This is a genomic window from Cytophaga sp., from assembly GCF_051961495.1.
Taxonomy (GTDB): domain Bacteria; phylum Bacteroidota; class Bacteroidia; order Cytophagales; family Cytophagaceae; genus Cytophaga.
Window position 1 is genome coordinate 1 of the sequence record NZ_JBQCDF010000223.1, and the last position, 18870, is coordinate 18870.

Below are 18870 nucleotides of genomic sequence, written 5' to 3' on the forward strand. Positions count from 1 at the left end.
ATTTTTCGGCACCTCCCATATCTGTGATTCTACAGGCAACGCCGCAGCTTCAGTTGGATTTCTGGCAGCACGTTGTCTTGCATAGGTTTTATCTATCCATGGGGTGAGGTCGAGCGTATCACTGATTAGTTTCAAATCACCGGTGATCATGTCGTTGTTTGCCGTAACAAAATACATATAGTTCATCAGGTCACCCGTCATTGAAAATTTGGTTCTTCCTATACGTCCGTCACATTTAGTCATCACAACTTTTGCAGGCGTTAGTTTTAGTTGTACTTCATTCAGATGTAATGAACGGCTGAATGCCGGAGTTCTGTATTTAAAAGTTTTTATGACAACATTTCCCGTGCAGGCAATTTTAGAATAATCGCCGTTTTCAATATCAAGAATAGATCCCCTGCTTTCGATATCCGCATTAACAATGCCTTGCAGTTGTACACCTTCTGTTGGAAATACCTTGGTCAGTTTTTCAAGATCAAGAATACCATTGACTGAAAAATCATAATTCATCTTAATAAAATCTTCAATGTATCCCTTCAATGAAAACGGATTTCCTTCCATCAAAAAAGTCAGCTGGTCAAAGTCCACTCTTGTATCTTCAGCCTTGCCGCTCTTGTTCAAGGCACGTGCGTTAAAATGAATGTTTTCAATGGGTTCCGGATAATCGGGTGTTTTTAAATATCCATCGGTGAGGTTAATCAATGCATTGATCGACGGAAATAAATTATTTTCGGTATCATACATACCATCAATAACAACAGATGTTTCAAACAATCCCTTCAACTCATTACTGGTTTGGGGATATAATTTCTTAACATCAGCCAGATCCATGTTAGCCTTCAGGCCGGATTGTATGAAACATGGATTCAGTCCTTTCATGAGTACATTCCCCGAAACATTATTTTTACCCAGCGACATCTGAAAATTCTTCAGATCAAAATCTGTATGTTGCGGATTGCCGTCGGTGTTGCTACTGTTCAGCAACAAATGAATATCATGAAATGTTGCCGCTGCGCTGTCATACTTCAGTCTGCCATTGTCGACTTTCAGATTCAATGTAAAGGCTGGAATACTGGTTACTTCAATATGTTCCAGTACATTCCTTTTCTTATAAATACCATTGGCCTTCAATTCAAAATTCAATTTTCCTTTTACGTCAAAATGATCAATCGGAAAAATTTTTTCAATCGTTTCAAACTCCAGTTCTGCCAGTATATCTGTATCAATGCGCATTTCTGAAAACCCCTGTATCTTACAGCGGCCTTTAACAGGATGCCCGCCAAAATCCATATTGAATCTTTTCAAATCAAAAATAGTACTGTCCATGATACCGCTGTTGTTGTCAATCATCAGATCAAACTGTATATCCTTTATTCTGGAAGGGAATTCCGGCACCTGCAGCATGGCATCCGCAATCTTAAAATCAAGATGAAAAGCCGGCAGTACATCGCTTGTATCAAAGTATTTACCTTTGATTAAACCGGAACAAGTGAGTAAGCCTTCTGTTTTAACATTCTTAAATTCATCAGTATAAGCGGAAGGTACTAAAGACAGAATATCACTAAAGGATGTTTCTCTGGAAGCAACTGTAAAATCAATATCATAACCGCCATCTAAAAAAGTAATATGACCATCGAGTCCAAAGGCTAGTTTATTCAGCTGTATATTGTTCTCATTAATAGAACAGATATTGGTACCCATATCATATTCAAGATCCATCTTCAATACCAGTTTTTTATCACGCATATAATACATATTTCGGTCGGAAACTGAAACATGTTCAATAGTTGTTGCGGTCAGATATTCAATTTTATTGCCTGTAATTTTTATTGTTCCGTCGTGGTCTATATCATTCAGCTCAAACCAGCGGCTGGCTTGCTGATCCCAGTATTGTACAATACCTTCGCGTATAGAAAACTCATCCAGTGAAATGGAAGCAAAGCCTTCATTACTATCTGTTAATGTATCGCTTTTAATAATATTATAATTCGCATTTCCGTCGTGCAGAACATGCATGTGTAATTTAGGTTTGTTTAATACAACACGATCCACTTCAACCTTATTAAAGAAAATAATTTTGATCCAGTCCATCTTCAGATCAACCCGTTCTATATGGGCCAGTGTATCGCCATTAAATTCACCAATGCCAACAACATCCACCTTTTTCATGGCCAGTGTTAAATGAGGGAATTGGAAAAAGAAAGAATAATCAAGTTTTTCGAACGTAACAACCGCATTCACGTTCTCATCAATTTGCTTTTCAATCTCCAGCTTGATCTCGTCCTTATATACCTGCACAATAATCAATGGTGTAATCAGCAGCAATGCGATCCCAGTGCCGATAATAATAAACCACTTCTTTCTATTTTTATTCAATTTCATTCTCCGGAACCGAATACGATTTAGTGCTTTCAAAAATTGCTGACAAGATACTGAATGAGAGGTATATTCTATCGCTTTTGTTTATAAAATCTGAACATTCTATTTTTTAGAATTTTACCGGATAAAAAAGAAAAATAAGCGAAGGGTTTAACCAAATCCGACGTCTAACCGTTAAAAGTAACTTAAACCGTAATTCGTAGTATCATGAAAAAGATCATATACACAATTATCTTACTATCAGGATAATGTATCTTGTGTTTATTGTTGCATGTATGTTACCAACGTATCTGATGTAGCATTTACTATTTATAAATTATCACAATTAAATCTGATTCTCATTTTAACCGTATTAAAACTATGAAAAAAGTTGTTTTTATTTTTGCACTCATTGCAGGTGTATCTGTGTCTGGCATTGCTCAGCAAAATGGCAATAATGGTAATAAAGACCAGCACAAAGGCGTAAAAGGTCAGCAGAATGCAAGCGCTCAAGGAAAGCAAAGTTCTGCTGAACATAAAATGACTCCTGAACAAAAAGCTGCAAAACTGACTCAGTATATGACCACCAATTTAAGCTTAACCAGCGATCAGCAAACAAAAGTCTCAGCGCTTAACATTTCAAAAGCGAAACAGCTTGACAGCATTCATACTAAGTACAAAGGTGACATGGAAGCGACAAAAACAGCCTCCAAAACAATAAAGGCTGATTATAACAACAGTTTGAATACTATTTTAACAAGCGATCAGAAAACAAAGTGGGAAGCAATTAAAAAACAGAAGAAAGAAGAATTCCAAAAGAATAAAGCAGCAGGCACTGCACCCAAAGAAGGTGAGCTGACTCCTGAAGATGTTGAATAAAGAATCTTATTTCATAATACAAAAAACGTCCCGATAGCTATCGGGACGTTTTTTGTATTACGGGATATATTCCTCGGCTTTGGGTGCAGACTTTTGATTGAGGGCTTCTATCCTATGCTCCAGCGCACTAAAATCATACAGGTCGCGGTCGAATAAATGTGATGGACTGATATTCTTTAATGCATTATAAATAACTTCTTTTCTGTTCGGGTATTGCAGTTCCCAGTCAGCAAGCATCTTCTTGGTAATCTTGCGCTGCATGTTTTCCTGTGAGCCGCATAAATTGCAAGGGATGATCGGAAAATTCTTATAGATCGCATATTCTGCAATCTCATTTTCTTTACAATACACCAACGGACGAATTACTACATGTTTGCCATCATCCGTTCTGTATTTAGCTGGCATGGCTTCCATTTTACCGCTGAAGAACAGATTCAGGAAAAAAGTTTCCAATACATCTTCCCGGTGATGACCCAAGGCAATCTTCGTTGCGCCCAACTCCTCAGCTGTAGCATACAAGCTACCCCTGCGCAAGCGCGAGCAAAGACTGCACATCGTTTTACCGGCTGGCGTTTTATCGATCACAATGCTGTAGGTATCTTTCTCAACGATCCTGAAATTCACACCAAGCTTCGTTAAATATTCAGGCAGGATATGCTCCGGATAATCCGGCTGTTTCTGATCCAGGTTGACAGCAATGATCTCAAAGTTCTTACGAACGGTCTGGGCATGAATGAACAGATCGAGCATGGTATAACTATCCTTACCGCCGGAAAGACACACCATGATTTTATCTCCGGGTTCGATCAGGTTAAATTCTTCAACAGCCTCCCAAAAACTTTTGCGCAGACGGTTGGTATTTTTTTCTTCCGGACTTGGTAAAGGCATGATTTAAATGATACTAAGTAGAATACAAAGGTACAAAGAAAAGTAATAAGGAACCGCCGAAAAAAGTTGATAATTTAAAAGTGCAGATTGCGCACATCCGACCGTTTGCGAATATTCGTATTTAAACAGAACTTTACTTCGTACAAAATCCGGTTCTCTATTCCATACTATGAATATTAATGAATTTCTTGTAAAACGGTTTCATTTTTCAAAAGAGAAAGCCAGTGAAATGGTGCAGGAAAACCGGGTATTCATTAATGGAATAAAAGCCTTGCAACGGCAGGATGTGTTAAAAAGCGATTGCATTGAGGCCAATGGAGAGCTCTTGCAGGCAGGTCTGGAACATGTATACTACGCGTATTACAAACCGCGCGGCATTGAGTGTACCCTGAATGCTGAAATCGAAAACAATCTGCTGCAGGCCCTTCCCTTTGATGTACATGTATACCCTGTTGGGCGACTGGATAAAGAGTCGGAAGGCTTGTTGCTGCTGACCAACGATGGTAAAATCTACAAAGACATCGCCTTTTCAGAAAATTTAAAAGAAAAAGAATACCTGGTTGAAGTAGATAAAGCATTAACGGAAGATGCGATCGAGCAACTCGCTTCCGGAATTGTGATCATGGGCCAACGCACACGACCAGCACAAGTTTACAAAGTTTCAGATCGTTCTTTCCGCATTATTCTTACCCAAGGTTTAAACCGGCAGATCCGGAGAATGTGTTACAAACTGAACTATGAAGTAACCATGCTAAAGCGTATCCGCATTACCTCTATTGAACTGAACGGCCTACAACCGGGCGAATTCAGAGAAATATCAAAAGCTTTTTTTTACACTTCAAAATAGTTTCCTATTGCGAAACTTCGAGGATAGATTTCAGCTCTTCTACTTTTGACTGACTTACCAGCGCCTGCAGGTAATCGCCACTTTTTAAAATCGTACCACCGGAAGGAACGAAATAGGTATCCCCCCTTTTCACGGTAATAATCAGGCAGCCTTGAAGCGCTTTGATGGAAACGATGGATTGGTTATTAAAGGTGGCATTATCGGGTACAATCATATTGATGCGTACACGGTCTACTTCATCCAGGTGGTTGAACTCAGTTGGTGAAGTAATAAATGGTGTATAGGTATCTTTCAGTTTTAAGAGATCCAGTGCAAATGGAATTGTCCAGCCCTGCAGCAACGCAGAGGTAATTACGATAAAAAATACCACATTAAAGATCCACTGTGCTTCGTAAATGCCTGCAAGCATGGGAAACGTAGCCAGGATAATCGGTACGGCACCACGTAGCCCAACCCAGGAAATGAATATTTTTTCTTTGATGGAAAACTTAAACGGCATCAGTGATATAAAGACTCCTAATGGCCGCGCGATAATAATTAAGAATAAAGAAATAGATAATTCCGTTTTAAAATTTGTCAGGATGTGACTCGGATATACCAGCAAACCCAATGTTAAAAACATAACGATCTGTGCTACCCAGGCCATTCCATCAAAAAAACGGAACACGTTTTTCTTATGAACAATGTTGTTGTTACCTACAACCATGCCTGCTACATATACAGCCAGGAAGCCACTTCCGTGTAACAGGTTGGTAGATGCATATACAAAAAATGCTCCGGCAAATACAAAGACCTGGTACAATCCTTCAATCGGAATTTTTAACCTGTTAATAATAAATACAATGGACTTGCCTAGTCCTAATCCCATCGCCAGCCCTATCCCCATCTCCATTACAAACTGCAGACTCAATCGCAAGAAGGATACTTCGGGAACCTTTATCAATTCTATCAAGGCAATAGTTAAGAATACAGCCATAGGATCGTTGCTGCCTGATTCCAGTTCAAGCAGCGGCGTGATTTTACCTTTGATCTTTATGTTCCGCGCACCAATGATGGAGAAAACCGCCGCCGCATCGGTAGATGCTACAATAGAACCTAATAATAAACTGATCAGCAAAGGAACGTTAAAGACAAGATTGGCAAAGATCGCAACTGTACCGGCCGTTAAGGCCACTCCCAATGTGGCCAGACTCAGCGAAGGCCACAAAACAGGTTTTACAATATTCCAATGTGTGGCTAAGCCGCCGGAGAATAATATAAAGATTAACGAACAGATTCCGATAGACTGCGCAAGCCCGGTATCATCAAAAGCTATGTTACCAGGTCCTTCAGAGCCAGCCATCATTCCAACTCCTAAAAAGAGTAATAACACAGGCACACCCAGATTATTACTGATACGTGCAATAAAAATACTTACCAGTACAAGTGTAGAAAAACCTAATAACAACTCTTCCAGATTCAACATATGATACCAACAGATTCTTTTAAATGGGAAGTAAAATAGTATGCAAAACTATTGTATTAAAGATACAAGAAATACCAATTAGTTTTTAGCAAAATAAATATATACATAGAACTTATTATAAAAATCATATGCGGCAAAATGTATTCACACTTGCCGCATAAATTTTCACTAGTTTAAAACTGAGTTAAGGCAGTTTTGATTTAAACAGATCAATCAATGGCTGATTGCATTGGGCCGGATTTACAGGGCTTCCATAACCTTTATAAAGACCAAAATTATCTTCATGATAATCGTGATAGGTAAAATGCGCTTCACGTTCTTTCAAAATATCAATCATGTCGTTTACCCATTGAATGCCGCCGCGATCATTGATAAATGCATATTGAATGGCGCCAAATTCACCAAGGAACAATGGCCGGTTGTGTGCTTTTGTCCATTGATAATACTGGTCAACCTGCGAAGCCAGATAGGCTTTATCAAAAGCATATACAGCTCCGCCGGCAGAGATCTTATTACAATCCAACCGGAACATGGCAGCCGATCCTGCAGTCACATTTTCTCCTTTCACCCAACCACTGATGGTATATGAATATCCCTGTTTAGGAATGAATTGATATTTGCTGTTGCTCAGGTTCGCATCACTGGCTGAACCCTGCATGTAAACGGAGTTGGAATTTGAATGTCCGGTTGTAAGGTCCGTGCCCGCACTGCCCGAACCATCCTGGCTCCAGTAGTACCAGCCATCATAAGAGGTTACATCGATGTCCCATACGGTTCTTACAAAATTATTATTTTCGTCGTATTCCTTAACAACGATATCATCAACCCAGATCTTCCCGGTGTTAGCCCGGTTAACTACTGCAGGCTGGCACAATTTTATATTTGCATCGTTGATCTTAAACTTAGGCGATTCAACATATTCAGTCCAGTCGTATGTCCCAGCAGCAATCTTAGGATTTGAAAAAGAAGCCGTTAAAAAGCTTGGTGTTCCGGTTACATATAATTTGTTGGGATCAGGATATACCTGCCCCTGCGGTATCGGCGGATTGGTAATCCAGTCTGCTCCCTGGTGTGTAAACTCCATGGGCGTATAGAAATGAAATTCGTATGCCAGGTTGTTATCATTCAATTCAAAGAAGTTCATATCCGCATTGCTCGACCAGTCTGTACCAACTGCATTGACACGCTCCACAACAATCATATGCGTTTTATTCACCGTACGGATTGTATCGATAATATCCTGCGCAAAATTTTTCCACTGGTCAATAGATGCGGTTACCACCGGCTCGTTCAACAAATCAAATCCGGCAATAACAGGTTCATTTGCATAACGCTTGGCAATATTAAACCACAATGCTTTTAAACGTGCCTGATTCTCCGGATCGTTCCATAAAGCGCCGCCATTACCGTTAGATTGAAAACCGCCCTGCGGCACGTGCATGTTGAGGATCAGATAAACATTATGATTTTTGGCCCATGTAATATTCTGATCAATCCAGTCCCAGCCGCTTGCTTTATAGACATAAGGATCTGCATCATCTTCAAACGTTTTATAATTCATGTAAAAACGAATGGCATTCATGCCCATATCATGCACACGCTGATAGTCAACCTCCGCATGGTGATTCACCGGCACTTCAACATCCGTCCATACTTCATTTCCAAAGGCTACACCCCGCAGATAAAGTTTATTGCCATTGGCATCAAGGATATCTGTTCCATTTGTATGTACATGTGTGGAAGTTGTTGGTTGAGTACCTTCATCTTCTTTCTTGTGGCAGGAGAAGAATATGGTTAATAGCAGCGAAATGGATAAAATTTTGTAGAGGCTCATTAAATTGACACATTGGTGTACTCTAAAATAACCATAAAATAGCACTTAAATTATATTGTGTAATATTTTTCTATGAATTCAGCAGGAATTACAACGATATAACTGTTCCATACTCTTCTTTTTTAAAAGGCAGGTCATGGGTAACGCATAAGCAAATGAATGGTGTTGCTGATTGTACAGCATGTAGTATTGAAAAAAATGCCGTGCGGTTTTTGGCATCCAGGTATTGCGTAGGTTCATCCAGCAGCAATACATCCGGCTTTGCCAGTAAAGATTGTACCAGCCAGCACAGTTGCAGCTCACCACCCGAAAGTTCTTTTGCATTACGGTCCAGCAAATGTGAAATATTAAATATGCGGGCAAGCTGTTCCACCTGCTGCAGCTGTTGATTGGAATAGCTATCAAACCATTTTTTATCCCGGTAAAAAGCCATTAAAAGCAGATCTTTCACTTTTACAGGAAAGGCCAGTGGATTGTGCTGCGGCAGATAATGTACGTGCTGATGCCAGGCTGATAGAGAAAACTGAAATGCGTCTTTTGCAGCCAGACTGATTGTTCCCCGGGCAATAGGCTGATAGCGGGCGATCGCTTTTAAAATCGTGGATTTACCCGAGCCATTGTCTCCTGTTATGAAGACGGTATCGCCGGGTTGTGCTGTTATATTAAAAGATTCAACAATGGTCTTGTTGTTAATGATAACAGCCAAATCAGAAATAAGTAAGTGATTCAATGCGTATGGCAATGAAAATAAAAAGCCGGGTATAATCCCGGCTTTCGATTAATATTCGTCTTCATTAAAGAAGAAATCATCTTTTGACGGATAATCCGGCCAGATTTCTTCGATACTTTCATACGGTTGACCATCGTCTTCCAGCTCTTGTAAGTTTTCAATTACTTCAAGAGGTGTACCAGAACGCACAGAAAAGTCAATCAACTCATCTTTTGTTGCTGGCCAGGGAGCATCTTCCAGGTAGGAAGCTAATTCTAGTGTCCAATACATAATTTGTTCCTCGTTTTGAACTTCCGTGCAAAAATAAAATATTAATTAGTATTACAAACTTTTTTTCGAAAATGTGGAAAAGAAAGTACGGAGTACAGAGTATTGAGTACAAAGTAAAACTCAACGTTGAGCGTATTTGCTCAAAATAAATAACGAATGCACAGCTACACTTGCGGCACAAATACTCTGTACTCAGTACACTGTACTTTGTACTTTTTTTCCGATATTTACCTCTTCATTAATCACTATTATGAGCGAGCAAATTATATTCTCCATGGCTGGTGTGAGTAAAATCATTCCACCCAAAAGACAAATCATTAAAAATATTTACCTGTCGTTTTTTTATGGCGCCAAAATCGGCGTGCTTGGTTTAAACGGTTCCGGTAAATCTACCCTGCTTAAGATTATTGCGGGCATAGATAAAGAATACATCGGCGATGTAGCCTTCAGTCCGGGCTATTCTGTCGGTATGCTGGAACAGGAACCAAAGCTTGATCCGACTAAAACAGTTAAAGAAATTGTTGAGGAAGGTGTTCAGGAAGTGGTTGACCTGTTGAAAAAGTTTGAAGAGATCAACCTGAAATTCGGCGAAGAAATGAGCGATGATCAAATGACCAAGCTGATCGAAGAACAAGGCCGCATTCAGGAATTACTGGACCAGCACAATGCCTGGGAACTGGATACAAAGCTGGAACGTGCCATGGACGCACTCCGCTGCCCTCCGGGCGATGCTAAAATCGAACATTTATCCGGTGGTGAAAAAAGACGCGTTGCACTTTGCAGACTGTTACTACAAGAACCGGACGTTTTATTACTGGATGAACCAACCAACCACCTGGACGCCGAATCTGTAGACTGGCTGGAGCAACACTTGCAACAATATGCCGGTACAGTAATCGCTGTAACGCACGACAGGTACTTCCTGGATAACGTTGCGGGCTGGATCCTGGAGCTTGACCGCGGTGAAGGTATTCCGTGGAAAGGCAATTACTCTTCGTGGCTGGATCAGAAACAAACCCGTCTTGCACAGGAAGAAAAGTCTGAATCCAAACGTCAGAAGACCTTACAGCGCGAACTTGAATGGGTGCGTATGTCCCCTAAAGCCCGCCAGGCGAAATCTAAAGCCCGTATCAGCGCATACGACAAATTATTAGGCGAAGAGACAAAAGAGAAAGAAGAAAGACTGGAAATGTTTATTCCGCCAGGCCGCCGCCTGGGTAATAAAGTCATTGAAGTACAACATGTATCCAAAGCATTTGGTGATAAATTATTGTTCGATGACCTCAGCTTTAACCTGCCGCAAGGTGGTATTGTAGGAATCATCGGTCCCAATGGTGCTGGTAAAACAACCTTGTTTAAACTCATCACCGGCCAGGCCCAGCCCGACTCCGGTTCGTTTGCTGTAGGTGAAACGGTAGATATCGGTTATTATGACCAGGAACACTCTGGTTTAGACCCGGAGAAATCGGTATTTGAAACGATATCCGGGGGAACAGAACACCTGATGCTAGGCAATAAACAGGTAAATTCAAGAGCTTACGTGAGCCGTTTCAACTTTGGTGGCTCAGACCAGGAGAAGAAAATCGGTGTATTATCAGGCGGTGAGCGTAACCGTGTGCATCTTGCCATGACACTCAAAACCGGAGCAAACCTCCTGTTATTGGATGAACCGACCAACGACCTGGATGTAAATACATTGAGAGCACTTGAAGAAGCGCTGGAGAACTTTGGAGGCTGTGCGGTAATTATTTCCCACGACCGCTGGTTCCTGGATCGTGTAGCAACACATATCCTTGCTTTTGAAGGCGATTCACAGGTATATTGGTTTGAAGGCAACTACTCCGATTACGAAGAAAATAAGAAAAAACGTATGGGTGATGTAGGCCCTCAGCGTATCCGTTATAAAAAACTGGTAAAATAATAAAGGGTAGTCCTGACAGTTATCGGGACCACTCTTTATTTTATGCCCCGCACAATCGATTTACGATTAAAATTCAATTATATTTAAACACTGTATACAAGTGTTACGTTACAGCAGATACAACAAATTATGAATGGCACTAAATTCATAATTTATAACTTATAATTTATCATTCTTTTTATTTATCTCATGAAATATTCTTTTTACGGAATCCTGTTATTCATATCCGTTTCACTAACATCCTGCTTTGAGATCATTGAAGATGTAACTGTTCATAAAAATGGCAGCGGCACCTACAAGTTCATTGTGAACTTAAGTCAAAGTAAAAACCAGATTGATAAAATCCGCACCCAGGATAGTATTTTACAATACAAAGTGCCTACAACAGCTACGATTGATAATAAAATCACAGAAGTTAAAACCAAGTTGCAAGGTATTGATGGTATCAGCAATGTAACGATCAAACAGGACCATACAAATTATATCTACAACCTATCCTGTGATTTTAAGAATGTTTCTTCGCTCAACAATGCCGTGCACAGCATCTGGAAAACATACGATAAAAAAGCTCCTGCCGCTCTAACGCTGTATTCCTATGAAAACGGAATATTTAAACGTAATGCCAACAGTTCAGAAGTTGATCATCTAACTCAAAGCGCAAACACCCAGATCATCGAGATGCTGCAGAAATCCGATTATACCGTAATCTGTCGTTTTGATACGACAGTAACCAATGGTAATGCCATGAATTATACTGTCTCTCCAAGTAAAAAAGCTGTATTGTACAAACATGATATCTGGAGTACGATTGCTATAAAAGGAAAATCAAATAACAACATCACTGTAGGCCAATAAATATCAGTATAACAAATACCTAATATGAAAAATACTTTACTTCTACTGTCATTTTTTTATCGCTTTTTGCAACTGCACAGGATATAAAAAATTACATTCCTGCCGAAGCTACCTACATTATTAAAGTCAACGGAGGACGCATAAACAACAATGTTAATTTTGATGAAATACGCGCCAGCGAACTCTATAAAGATTTTCTTTTTAAAATGCTGCATAATAAAACAGCAGAAGAAAGAGCAATCATTAAATTATTTGAAACGCCAGATGAGACAGGATTGAATATTAAAACTGAAATGTATTACTATGATATTCCTGAAGAAACGGTTTTACCCTCGTCAAAGTCAAAGTCAAAATCAAAGGAATATGATGATGATTATTATTCTTATTCTTCTTCAACAAGCATGCGCTCGATTGCTGTAGTAGCAATTCCTTTATTGAACAAAAATAATTTTACAAACTTCATTAAAGACATTTATTACAAAAGCAATCCGAAAGTTATGAAAGCCGGTAAGGGCTTCAGCTTTATTAAAAAAAGTAACACATTAATTGTCTGGAATGCTGAAAAAGTTTTTTTCTGCATGCTTCCTTACCGCAGTTATTACAGCAGCAGCAAAGGCAAATATTCTACTTCAGAATTAAAAAAGATTATCAAAACACTTGCACACCCCTTACCTTCATCAAAAAATATTCTTTCTAATTCTAAAATTTTAAACGGACTAGGATTTGATTCAGACATCACCTATGTATTCAATTCAAATGCATGGAGCAGCATGCCATGGTTGTTTGAAGAAATAAACAGAGAAGATGCCATAAAAGACACAACAATTCTAAATTCAGAACTGTTTAAAGATAACTATAGCTTCAGCTACATCAATTTCGAAAACGGTAAGATTGTATTCACGGGAAATCAGTTTTACGGAGAAAAACTGGCCAACATTATTACACCGATTTTTAATGTAAAACCTTCTACAAAACTGGCTAATATTTTATACCAGACGCCCGTTACGAGTTACTTAAATTATGCATTCGACCTGAGTGAAGTCCATAAATTTATTGACAAAACATTTAACTACAGTATGGATACATTGCTGATCGATTACATAAGAGAAAGTCAGGATAATGTATTCAATACAGATTCGCTTATCGTACGTTACAATGCAGAGATCGACACGATTGACTTCATTGTGAATGGTCCAGATGAATCTTTATATGAAACAGACATGTCGACTATTACCGACTCCGGAACTGTATACAGCGACGAGGCCGAAGCTGAATATGACGCTTATGACTATGGATACGAAGACGACGACAAAGCAAAATACGAACATGAAACATTAAACTGGTACCAGCTGGATTCATTGGAGGAAAGGCAGGATACGCTGTATGAAATGATCGACAACAGAAAAGATACGCTGGCTAAAGAGCTATACAAATCATTCAATATCAATGGTGACGATTTCTGGCACATTTTCAAAGGCGAGTTTATTGTATTGTACCATGCCATGACCACCATGGATAAAAAATACAAAGTGTATGAAATGGATGAAGAGTTTAACTATGTTGAAGTAGAAAAAACAAAAAAAATCCCGATGCCACTTTTCTCTTTCGCATTAACAATCAAGAGCGATTCCCTTTTCAATAAATACCTGGGCATACTGATCAAAAAAGGTATTATTAAAAAAGAAAAAAACAGATACATGGTTGTTATCGGAGAAATGAATCAATACATCTGGGTAAACGAATCTATTTGTATACTAACAAACGACAATAATTTCAATCCGCAGAAACATACTTCGGCAACAACAAAAAGTGATTACGAAATTGTAAACTACGAACGCATTATAAACCACCAATCCGGAGCATACATTGAGATCGGTAAAATACTCGGCTCATCCGTACAGTTCACCGAAGATAAAGAAGCTGCAGAAGTACTGGAAATTCTTGCGAAGTACTTTGATGAAATCGTTTACGTTACAGAATTTGATAAAAATGCCAATGTTGCAACGAAAACAGACGTCTTATTTAACGATGACAAGAAAAACAGTATAAATTCTATTTATGAAATGATCAATGAAATGTATGTACATTTCGAAAAGAAATAATATGCAGAAAAAGCATTTATTCATTGTTTCATTTATCCTTCTTTCAGGCATAACGTATCTCTTTTACACCAGTGGTAAAAGAGATACGACTGTTATTACACCTGCTGTCCAGCTTTCTATTCCCGATTCTTCCTGGCTCTACGGCACCTTCAATCTTGAACAGATCCGGCAAGACATTGCATTATCAAGCTTGCTGAATGGAGATATCAGTAAATTATTTCAGGCTGATACCAATTCAAACATATTACTGAAGATCTTCAGATCGCCCTCAGATTTTTCAATTACTGATCAAAACAATATCCGTTATTTTTCTATCTGGAAAAATAACATCATGTACAACGGACTATTGTTCAATATTGAGGATAATAGACAACTACAGGAAAATTTTAAAAGTGATAGCCTAACCTTACAAAAAATAATAGTTTTTTCGTTCCGTACACGTGAAGGATATTGGCTTTACAACAACCGACATTTGCTATTCATTGCAAAACAGCAACAGGATTCATTGGTCGCACAAAACATCTTCAGTCAGCCGGCACAAAGCCTGCAACTTGTCGCCAATGATTCCATCTATCTGTCCTGCACAATCAATACCCGATTTTATCTGGATTCTATCCCACATCCGTTCCTGGACTCTTCGTTGATTCAAATCGCAATTAAAGCCAATACAGACAACATCGATATCGACTGGAATTATAAAGGCACAGCTGTAAATTATTTCAATCAGGTTCGCATACCCGGCCCTGCAAAAGATGACGGATTATATGCAGCCTGCTCTCCTACGCCGGCCGCACTTGATGAATTACTGAATGTATATACAACTACATGTACCGGATCACAAAAAATGTCTGTTGATCTGCATCCTTTTATGTCTATTCTTGAAAATAATACGCTTACTGTTGAGTTTGACGGATGGAATAAATTACTCCAATCATTTTATCGATATGAACTGAATGAAGAGTTTGAAACGGTCATGGTAAAAAAAGATTCGCTTTATCTGGAACCAACATTCAGGATCACTTTGGCTAATGCCGGACAAAAAGAAATCACAAACTTCATTACTTACCTGCATCAGGCAGGACTGATATCTAAAAATAAAAAACCTCCATTTAAGACAACCCTGGGAAACTTTGATAGTGAACTGAACATATCAAAAGATTCATCGTTGATTTTTCAAAACTCACACCCCGCTGCAGCAAAGCAATCGGATAAAATAAACAATTGTATTTTTTATTTATCGTGCAAACCCAACAATATCCAGGGTTTGTTTGATCAAAAGGAATTTAAAGAGAGAAAAGAAATTGCTACCATTGCGGAACTCAATATTGCAGGCTATAAAACAGAAAATGAACTTCATGGCAGCATTAAAGCATCATTCAATGAAGACAAACATCCGCTGCTTTCTGTTATTGAACTAATGAAAAAATAATCAGGCAACCTGGCTTACATCTCTTTTGTATAATCAATCCGTTTAATGAATTTATTATCAATGACATTGAATAAATAGTCGCCTACAGAAAAATGATCGAAATACATGATGCTAAAGCTGTCAATCTCAAACTCGACTAATTGATTATCGATGTGTAAGTGACCTGTTATAATATTATTCATTAAGTCCAGATGAGAGAAATGAAAGGATGAATCCAATGGAGCAGATTCATCTTTTAACAATACATATAAATCAAATATATTATCCGGGGAGTTAGATGCACTCATACTTTGCAAATACAATTTTAATTAAATGGTGGGCCAATTGGGTAATACTTTTTTACTTCTGAATAAATTGAAGATACAACCTATTTTTCAAACTTTAATGGGAACAATCACCAGGCACCGCATGTTTTAACTGTTCTGTCTCTTTTAATTCTTCTACAGTAAAGACGGGTTGTTCACTTTCTGCCATAGAAGGTTTTCCGGCATTGACCCAAGCTGTATACCACAAGTCTCCTGTCATTTTTATTGCCGCTTTCATTCGTTTTTCAACCATGTTATTCAAACTTTTATGGTACGCTTCACTAAACGCATATGAATATATACGTAATGTTTGTCCATTTCGGTCTTCATATGAGAAGATTTTATCTTCTGTAAACTTTCTCTGGAGTTCTTTCTCAATAAACAGGACAGAATCAACACATTCCCTTGATTGTGTTAATCCATTCCATATGTATTTATGAATATCTTTTATATATTCAGCGCTGCCGGAGTAATAATTATAACTTGCTGAAAATAATTCCGGCAACCTGGATTCCCATAATCCATGTATCCCATGCTGTCCGGTAAGCTGGCCATTATAATTTTTTGTTGTATGCAAGGGTACATGCAGGTCGCCTACATAATGCCCCATATCTGCGGAGATTTTTAATACAGCCTTGGCATCTTTACGCTTAAATGCATCGGTTAATGAATAGGTAAGCCGGATCAGGTTCCAGGGCAGGATGCCGTGTGCCTGCATGGAATCTTCCGGATAAAGATCTTTAGCATCCTGCCAGGACGGCCGCCTCAACAGAATACTGTCTGAATAAAATTCAATATCCATATAATGCTTCGGAGCCTCACCTGCTACCACATATCGCCTTTTATCCGGATTGACTGCCTGCTGGGTAATAAAATCGATATGTTTTTTATAAAACATCATTAAAGGCTGCGGAAGCGTAAAAACTGCCATTTTATTAATTTCCTTGTGGGCAAAAAAGCCCCAGGATGTGCATAAAAGGAGGATAATAGCAGTAAAAATAACTTTTATGGCAAAAAAATAGCGTTTCTTCATAACTTTGAAGTTTTCCACAATAATAGTGTGTTTTAAGGAAAACACAAACAAGGTTTTGTTTTTTAATAAAATGCTGTTATCTTTGCCATTCGAAAATTTATTGACGAGAATAATAAGAATTTATATACACACATGGCAAATCATAAGTCAGCTTTAAAAAGAATCCGTGCGAACAGAGCGAAATATCTGAGAAATCGCTACCAAATGAAAACTACACGTACTTTCGTTAAGAGACTAAGAGCAGCAACTGCTAAAGCTGATGCTACTGAGTTATACAAAAAAGTATCTGGCATGCTTGATAAATTAGCTAAAAGAAATATCATTCATAAAAACAATGCAGCGAACAAGAAATCTAAGTTGGCTAAATTTGTTAATAAATTAGCTGCTTAATTTCAGCTGTTTCAATATTGAAAAGTCACGCTTTCAGCGTGACTTTTTTTATGTCTATACCAAAAACGTATTCCAAGCGTTATATTTTGCATAGATACTCCCATATATCAATGAAGTATTGTCTGACCACTTGTATTCTATTATTCTTCGCGTGCCAGCTTTTCACCTGCACTTACCACAAAGGAGAAATAGAACCGGTCCTGGACTGCACACCTAAGATAACAACCGTTTCTTTTGCTGCTGACATCAACCCGATCCTAACTGCCAATTGTGCCACTTCCGGTTGCCACTCCGGGTCAACTCCTGAAGGAAATTTAAATTTAGAATCAGCAATAGCTTATAGTGCCTTACAAAAAAAAGGCAGCGGGTACATTGATACGATCAACCCGCAAAGCAGTGTTTTATACAGTTCGCTGGTTTCAATCAGTGATCCAATGCCACCCAACGGACAGTTGAGCCCTTGTGATCTCAGGCGTATTGAAACCTGGATGAAACAAGGGGCTAAAAACAACTAAATCTCCCCTTTCTGAAGAATTTAAATTTATTCATTCAATTGTATTTTTTAGAATAGCAGGTATTTCTGCCTTATCCATTGATAAAAAAAACAATACTGAGTATCTTAGAACCAAAATACTACCAAGGCATTTATTTACTCCTTTGGCAGTAGAATACATTTCGTTCATGCTAACTATTCTTTAGCAACTGAAAACGTATTCACAATAATACCTTAATACTTTTAAACATGTACGGATGTTACCCCTTCAAACGTACATACTTATTTATTCTAATTCGTTAACGATATTTTATATCCAATTCAGGATTGCCATGAAAAAACTGTCTAACATTCATTCATTTTTCAATTCAATAAAATATTCCGTTTGCATCATTGGTTTAGTGACGTTGTGCTCAACAGCCAGCTATGCACAAACGGTATATAAGGTAGGTGCAAGCGGCTCACATACAAGCATAGATGCAGCATACAAATCCTGTACATTAGCTGTTAATTATATAATAGAAATTCAAACAGACTACAACAGCGCCGGGGAATTATCAAAAGGCACCATCACTTTAGGAGCGAATGCAGCAAAATCCATAACGATTATGCTTCAAACAGGTAATAACGCTTTTACCATGACTGGTGCATTTGTAGGGCCTATTTTTAATTTTAGTGCTGCACAAAATGTTACGATCGACGGAAGACCCGGCGGTACAGGCACGCCAGGATTGACCATACAAAACACCAATTCAACAGCCAGTGCAACTCCGGTAATAACCTTTACAAACGGTGCTTCAAGCAACTCCATTCAATATTGTACCATTAAAGGATCAAACCCGAACACAACAAGTACTACTGCCGGCATCATTTACATTAAGGCTCCTAATTCAAATAATAATACCATTGATAATTGCACCATTCAGGCTGCCGGTACAGCCAAACCTGCCGTAGCAATTTTAAGCCGCTTAGATGATTTAGGAACTGGCAGCAACCTCAACATCACGATCAGTAAATGCAACCTTGTAGACTTTACTGCTAAAGGTATATGGGTCGCAAACCCGGCAAATA

The 18870-nt window shown here is 38.6% G+C and carries 17 protein-coding genes; 9 read left to right on the forward strand and 8 right to left on the reverse strand.

Going from position 1 to position 18870, the window contains the following annotated elements; translation table 11 throughout:
* Window positions 1-2382, reverse strand: a 2382-nt coding sequence (locus ACTHJT_RS12290; RefSeq protein WP_440238578.1) for an AsmA family protein, incomplete at its 3' end; no start/stop codon positions are given.
* A gap of 357 nt (window positions 2383-2739) precedes the next feature.
* On the opposite strand from ACTHJT_RS12290, the gene ACTHJT_RS12295 reads away from it, so the two are divergent.
* The gene (locus ACTHJT_RS12295) at window positions 2740-3237 is read left to right on the forward strand and encodes a hypothetical protein (protein WP_440238580.1); all 498 of its coding nucleotides are present in this window, start codon (window positions 2740-2742) and stop codon (window positions 3235-3237) included.
* Window positions 3238-3294: 57 nt separating this feature from the next.
* Here the strand turns inward: ACTHJT_RS12295 and ttcA are convergent, their stop codons facing one another.
* Window positions 3295-4125 carry a tRNA 2-thiocytidine(32) synthetase TtcA gene (gene ttcA / locus ACTHJT_RS12300; protein ID WP_440238582.1) on the reverse strand — a complete coding sequence of 277 codons (831 nt, stop codon included), beginning with the start codon at window positions 4123-4125 and terminating at the stop codon, window positions 3295-3297.
* 169 nt (window positions 4126-4294) lie between these two features.
* Between ttcA and ACTHJT_RS12305 the strand changes: the two genes are divergently transcribed.
* Complete coding sequence (locus ACTHJT_RS12305) at window positions 4295-4972, forward strand: pseudouridine synthase (RefSeq protein WP_440238584.1); 678 nt, start codon at window positions 4295-4297, stop codon at window positions 4970-4972.
* A 4-nt stretch (window positions 4973-4976) separates the two neighbouring features.
* On the opposite strand, the gene ACTHJT_RS12310 is transcribed toward ACTHJT_RS12305, so the two are convergent.
* The 4 genes from ACTHJT_RS12310 to ACTHJT_RS12325 all read right to left on the reverse strand — a co-directional run bounded on the left by ACTHJT_RS12310 (window position 4977) and on the right by ACTHJT_RS12325 (window position 9271).
* Window positions 4977-6437, reverse strand: coding sequence for a potassium/proton antiporter (locus ACTHJT_RS12310; protein WP_440238586.1), 1461 nt, complete (start codon window positions 6435-6437; stop codon window positions 4977-4979).
* A 184-nt stretch (window positions 6438-6621) separates the two neighbouring features.
* Complete coding sequence (locus tag ACTHJT_RS12315; protein WP_440238588.1) at window positions 6622-8271, reverse strand: glycoside hydrolase family 5 protein; 1650 nt, start codon at window positions 8269-8271, stop codon at window positions 6622-6624.
* 88 nt (window positions 8272-8359) lie between these two features.
* Window positions 8360-8977 (reverse strand): ABC transporter ATP-binding protein, encoded by a 618-nt coding sequence (locus ACTHJT_RS12320; RefSeq protein ID WP_440238590.1) that lies wholly within the window; start codon window positions 8975-8977, stop codon window positions 8360-8362.
* Window positions 8978-9049: 72 nt separating this feature from the next.
* Window positions 9050-9271 carry a DUF2795 domain-containing protein gene (locus ACTHJT_RS12325; RefSeq protein ID WP_011585228.1) on the reverse strand — a complete coding sequence of 74 codons (222 nt, stop codon included), beginning with the start codon at window positions 9269-9271 and terminating at the stop codon, window positions 9050-9052.
* Between the two features lie 247 nt (window positions 9272-9518).
* On the opposite strand from ACTHJT_RS12325, the gene ettA reads away from it, so the two are divergent.
* The 4 genes from ettA (at window position 9519) to ACTHJT_RS12345 (ending at window position 15578) form a co-directional block, all read left to right on the forward strand.
* Window positions 9519-11192 carry an energy-dependent translational throttle protein EttA gene (ettA, locus tag ACTHJT_RS12330; protein WP_440238608.1) on the forward strand — a complete coding sequence of 558 codons (1674 nt, stop codon included), beginning with the start codon at window positions 9519-9521 and terminating at the stop codon, window positions 11190-11192.
* A gap of 189 nt (window positions 11193-11381) precedes the next feature.
* Complete coding sequence (locus tag ACTHJT_RS12335) at window positions 11382-12047, forward strand: hypothetical protein (RefSeq protein WP_440238592.1); 666 nt, start codon at window positions 11382-11384, stop codon at window positions 12045-12047.
* A gap of 206 nt (window positions 12048-12253) precedes the next feature.
* The gene (locus ACTHJT_RS12340) at window positions 12254-14149 is read left to right on the forward strand and encodes a hypothetical protein (RefSeq protein WP_440238594.1); all 1896 of its coding nucleotides are present in this window, start codon (window positions 12254-12256) and stop codon (window positions 14147-14149) included.
* A 1-nt stretch (window position 14150) separates the two neighbouring features.
* Window positions 14151-15578, forward strand: a complete 1428-nt coding sequence (locus ACTHJT_RS12345) for a hypothetical protein (protein ID WP_440238596.1) — start codon at window positions 14151-14153, stop codon at window positions 15576-15578.
* Window positions 15579-15592: 14 nt separating this feature from the next.
* Here the strand turns inward: ACTHJT_RS12345 and ACTHJT_RS12350 are convergent, their stop codons facing one another.
* Window positions 15593-15865 carry a hypothetical protein gene (locus ACTHJT_RS12350; protein WP_440238598.1) on the reverse strand — a complete coding sequence of 91 codons (273 nt, stop codon included), beginning with the start codon at window positions 15863-15865 and terminating at the stop codon, window positions 15593-15595.
* A 94-nt stretch (window positions 15866-15959) separates the two neighbouring features.
* Window positions 15960-16916 (reverse strand): zinc dependent phospholipase C family protein, encoded by a 957-nt coding sequence (locus ACTHJT_RS12355; protein WP_440238600.1) that lies wholly within the window; start codon window positions 16914-16916, stop codon window positions 15960-15962.
* Window positions 16917-17048: 132 nt separating this feature from the next.
* On the opposite strand from ACTHJT_RS12355, the gene rpsT reads away from it, so the two are divergent.
* The 3 genes from rpsT to ACTHJT_RS12370 form a co-directional block, all read left to right on the forward strand.
* A complete protein-coding gene (rpsT, locus tag ACTHJT_RS12360; protein WP_440238602.1) occupies window positions 17049-17306 on the forward strand; it encodes a 30S ribosomal protein S20 in 258 nt (85 codons plus the stop codon).
* A 110-nt stretch (window positions 17307-17416) separates the two neighbouring features.
* A complete protein-coding gene (locus tag ACTHJT_RS12365) occupies window positions 17417-17821 on the forward strand; it encodes a c-type cytochrome domain-containing protein (RefSeq protein WP_440238604.1) in 405 nt (134 codons plus the stop codon).
* 310 nt (window positions 17822-18131) lie between these two features.
* Window positions 18132-18870: hypothetical protein (locus tag ACTHJT_RS12370; protein ID WP_440238606.1), on the forward strand; the 739-nt coding region annotated here is incomplete at its 3' end.

Bases quoted from the DNA above. Each gene is read 5' to 3' on its own strand.
- ACTHJT_RS12295 (WP_440238580.1), top strand. From the start codon at position 2,740: ATGAAAAAAGTTGTTTTTATTTTTGCACTCATTGCAGGTGTATCTGTG.
- ttcA (WP_440238582.1), bottom strand. From the start codon at position 4,125: ATGCCTTTACCAAGTCCGGAAGAAAAAAATACCAACCGTCTGCGCAAA.
- ACTHJT_RS12305 (WP_440238584.1), top strand. From the start codon at position 4,295: ATGAATATTAATGAATTTCTTGTAAAACGGTTTCATTTTTCAAAAGAG.
- ACTHJT_RS12310 (WP_440238586.1), bottom strand. From the start codon at position 6,437: ATGTTGAATCTGGAAGAGTTGTTATTAGGTTTTTCTACACTTGTACTG.
- ACTHJT_RS12315 (WP_440238588.1), bottom strand. From the start codon at position 8,271: ATGAGCCTCTACAAAATTTTATCCATTTCGCTGCTATTAACCATATTC.
- ACTHJT_RS12325 (WP_011585228.1), bottom strand. From the start codon at position 9,271: ATGTATTGGACACTAGAATTAGCTTCCTACCTGGAAGATGCTCCCTGG.
- ACTHJT_RS12335 (WP_440238592.1), top strand. From the start codon at position 11,382: ATGAAATATTCTTTTTACGGAATCCTGTTATTCATATCCGTTTCACTA.
- ACTHJT_RS12340 (WP_440238594.1), top strand. From the start codon at position 12,254: ATGCTGCATAATAAAACAGCAGAAGAAAGAGCAATCATTAAATTATTT.
- ACTHJT_RS12345 (WP_440238596.1), top strand. From the start codon at position 14,151: ATGCAGAAAAAGCATTTATTCATTGTTTCATTTATCCTTCTTTCAGGC.
- ACTHJT_RS12350 (WP_440238598.1), bottom strand. From the start codon at position 15,865: ATGAGTGCATCTAACTCCCCGGATAATATATTTGATTTATATGTATTG.
- ACTHJT_RS12355 (WP_440238600.1), bottom strand. From the start codon at position 16,916: ATGAAGAAACGCTATTTTTTTGCCATAAAAGTTATTTTTACTGCTATT.
- rpsT (WP_440238602.1), top strand. From the start codon at position 17,049: ATGGCAAATCATAAGTCAGCTTTAAAAAGAATCCGTGCGAACAGAGCG.
- ACTHJT_RS12365 (WP_440238604.1), top strand. From the start codon at position 17,417: ATGAAGTATTGTCTGACCACTTGTATTCTATTATTCTTCGCGTGCCAG.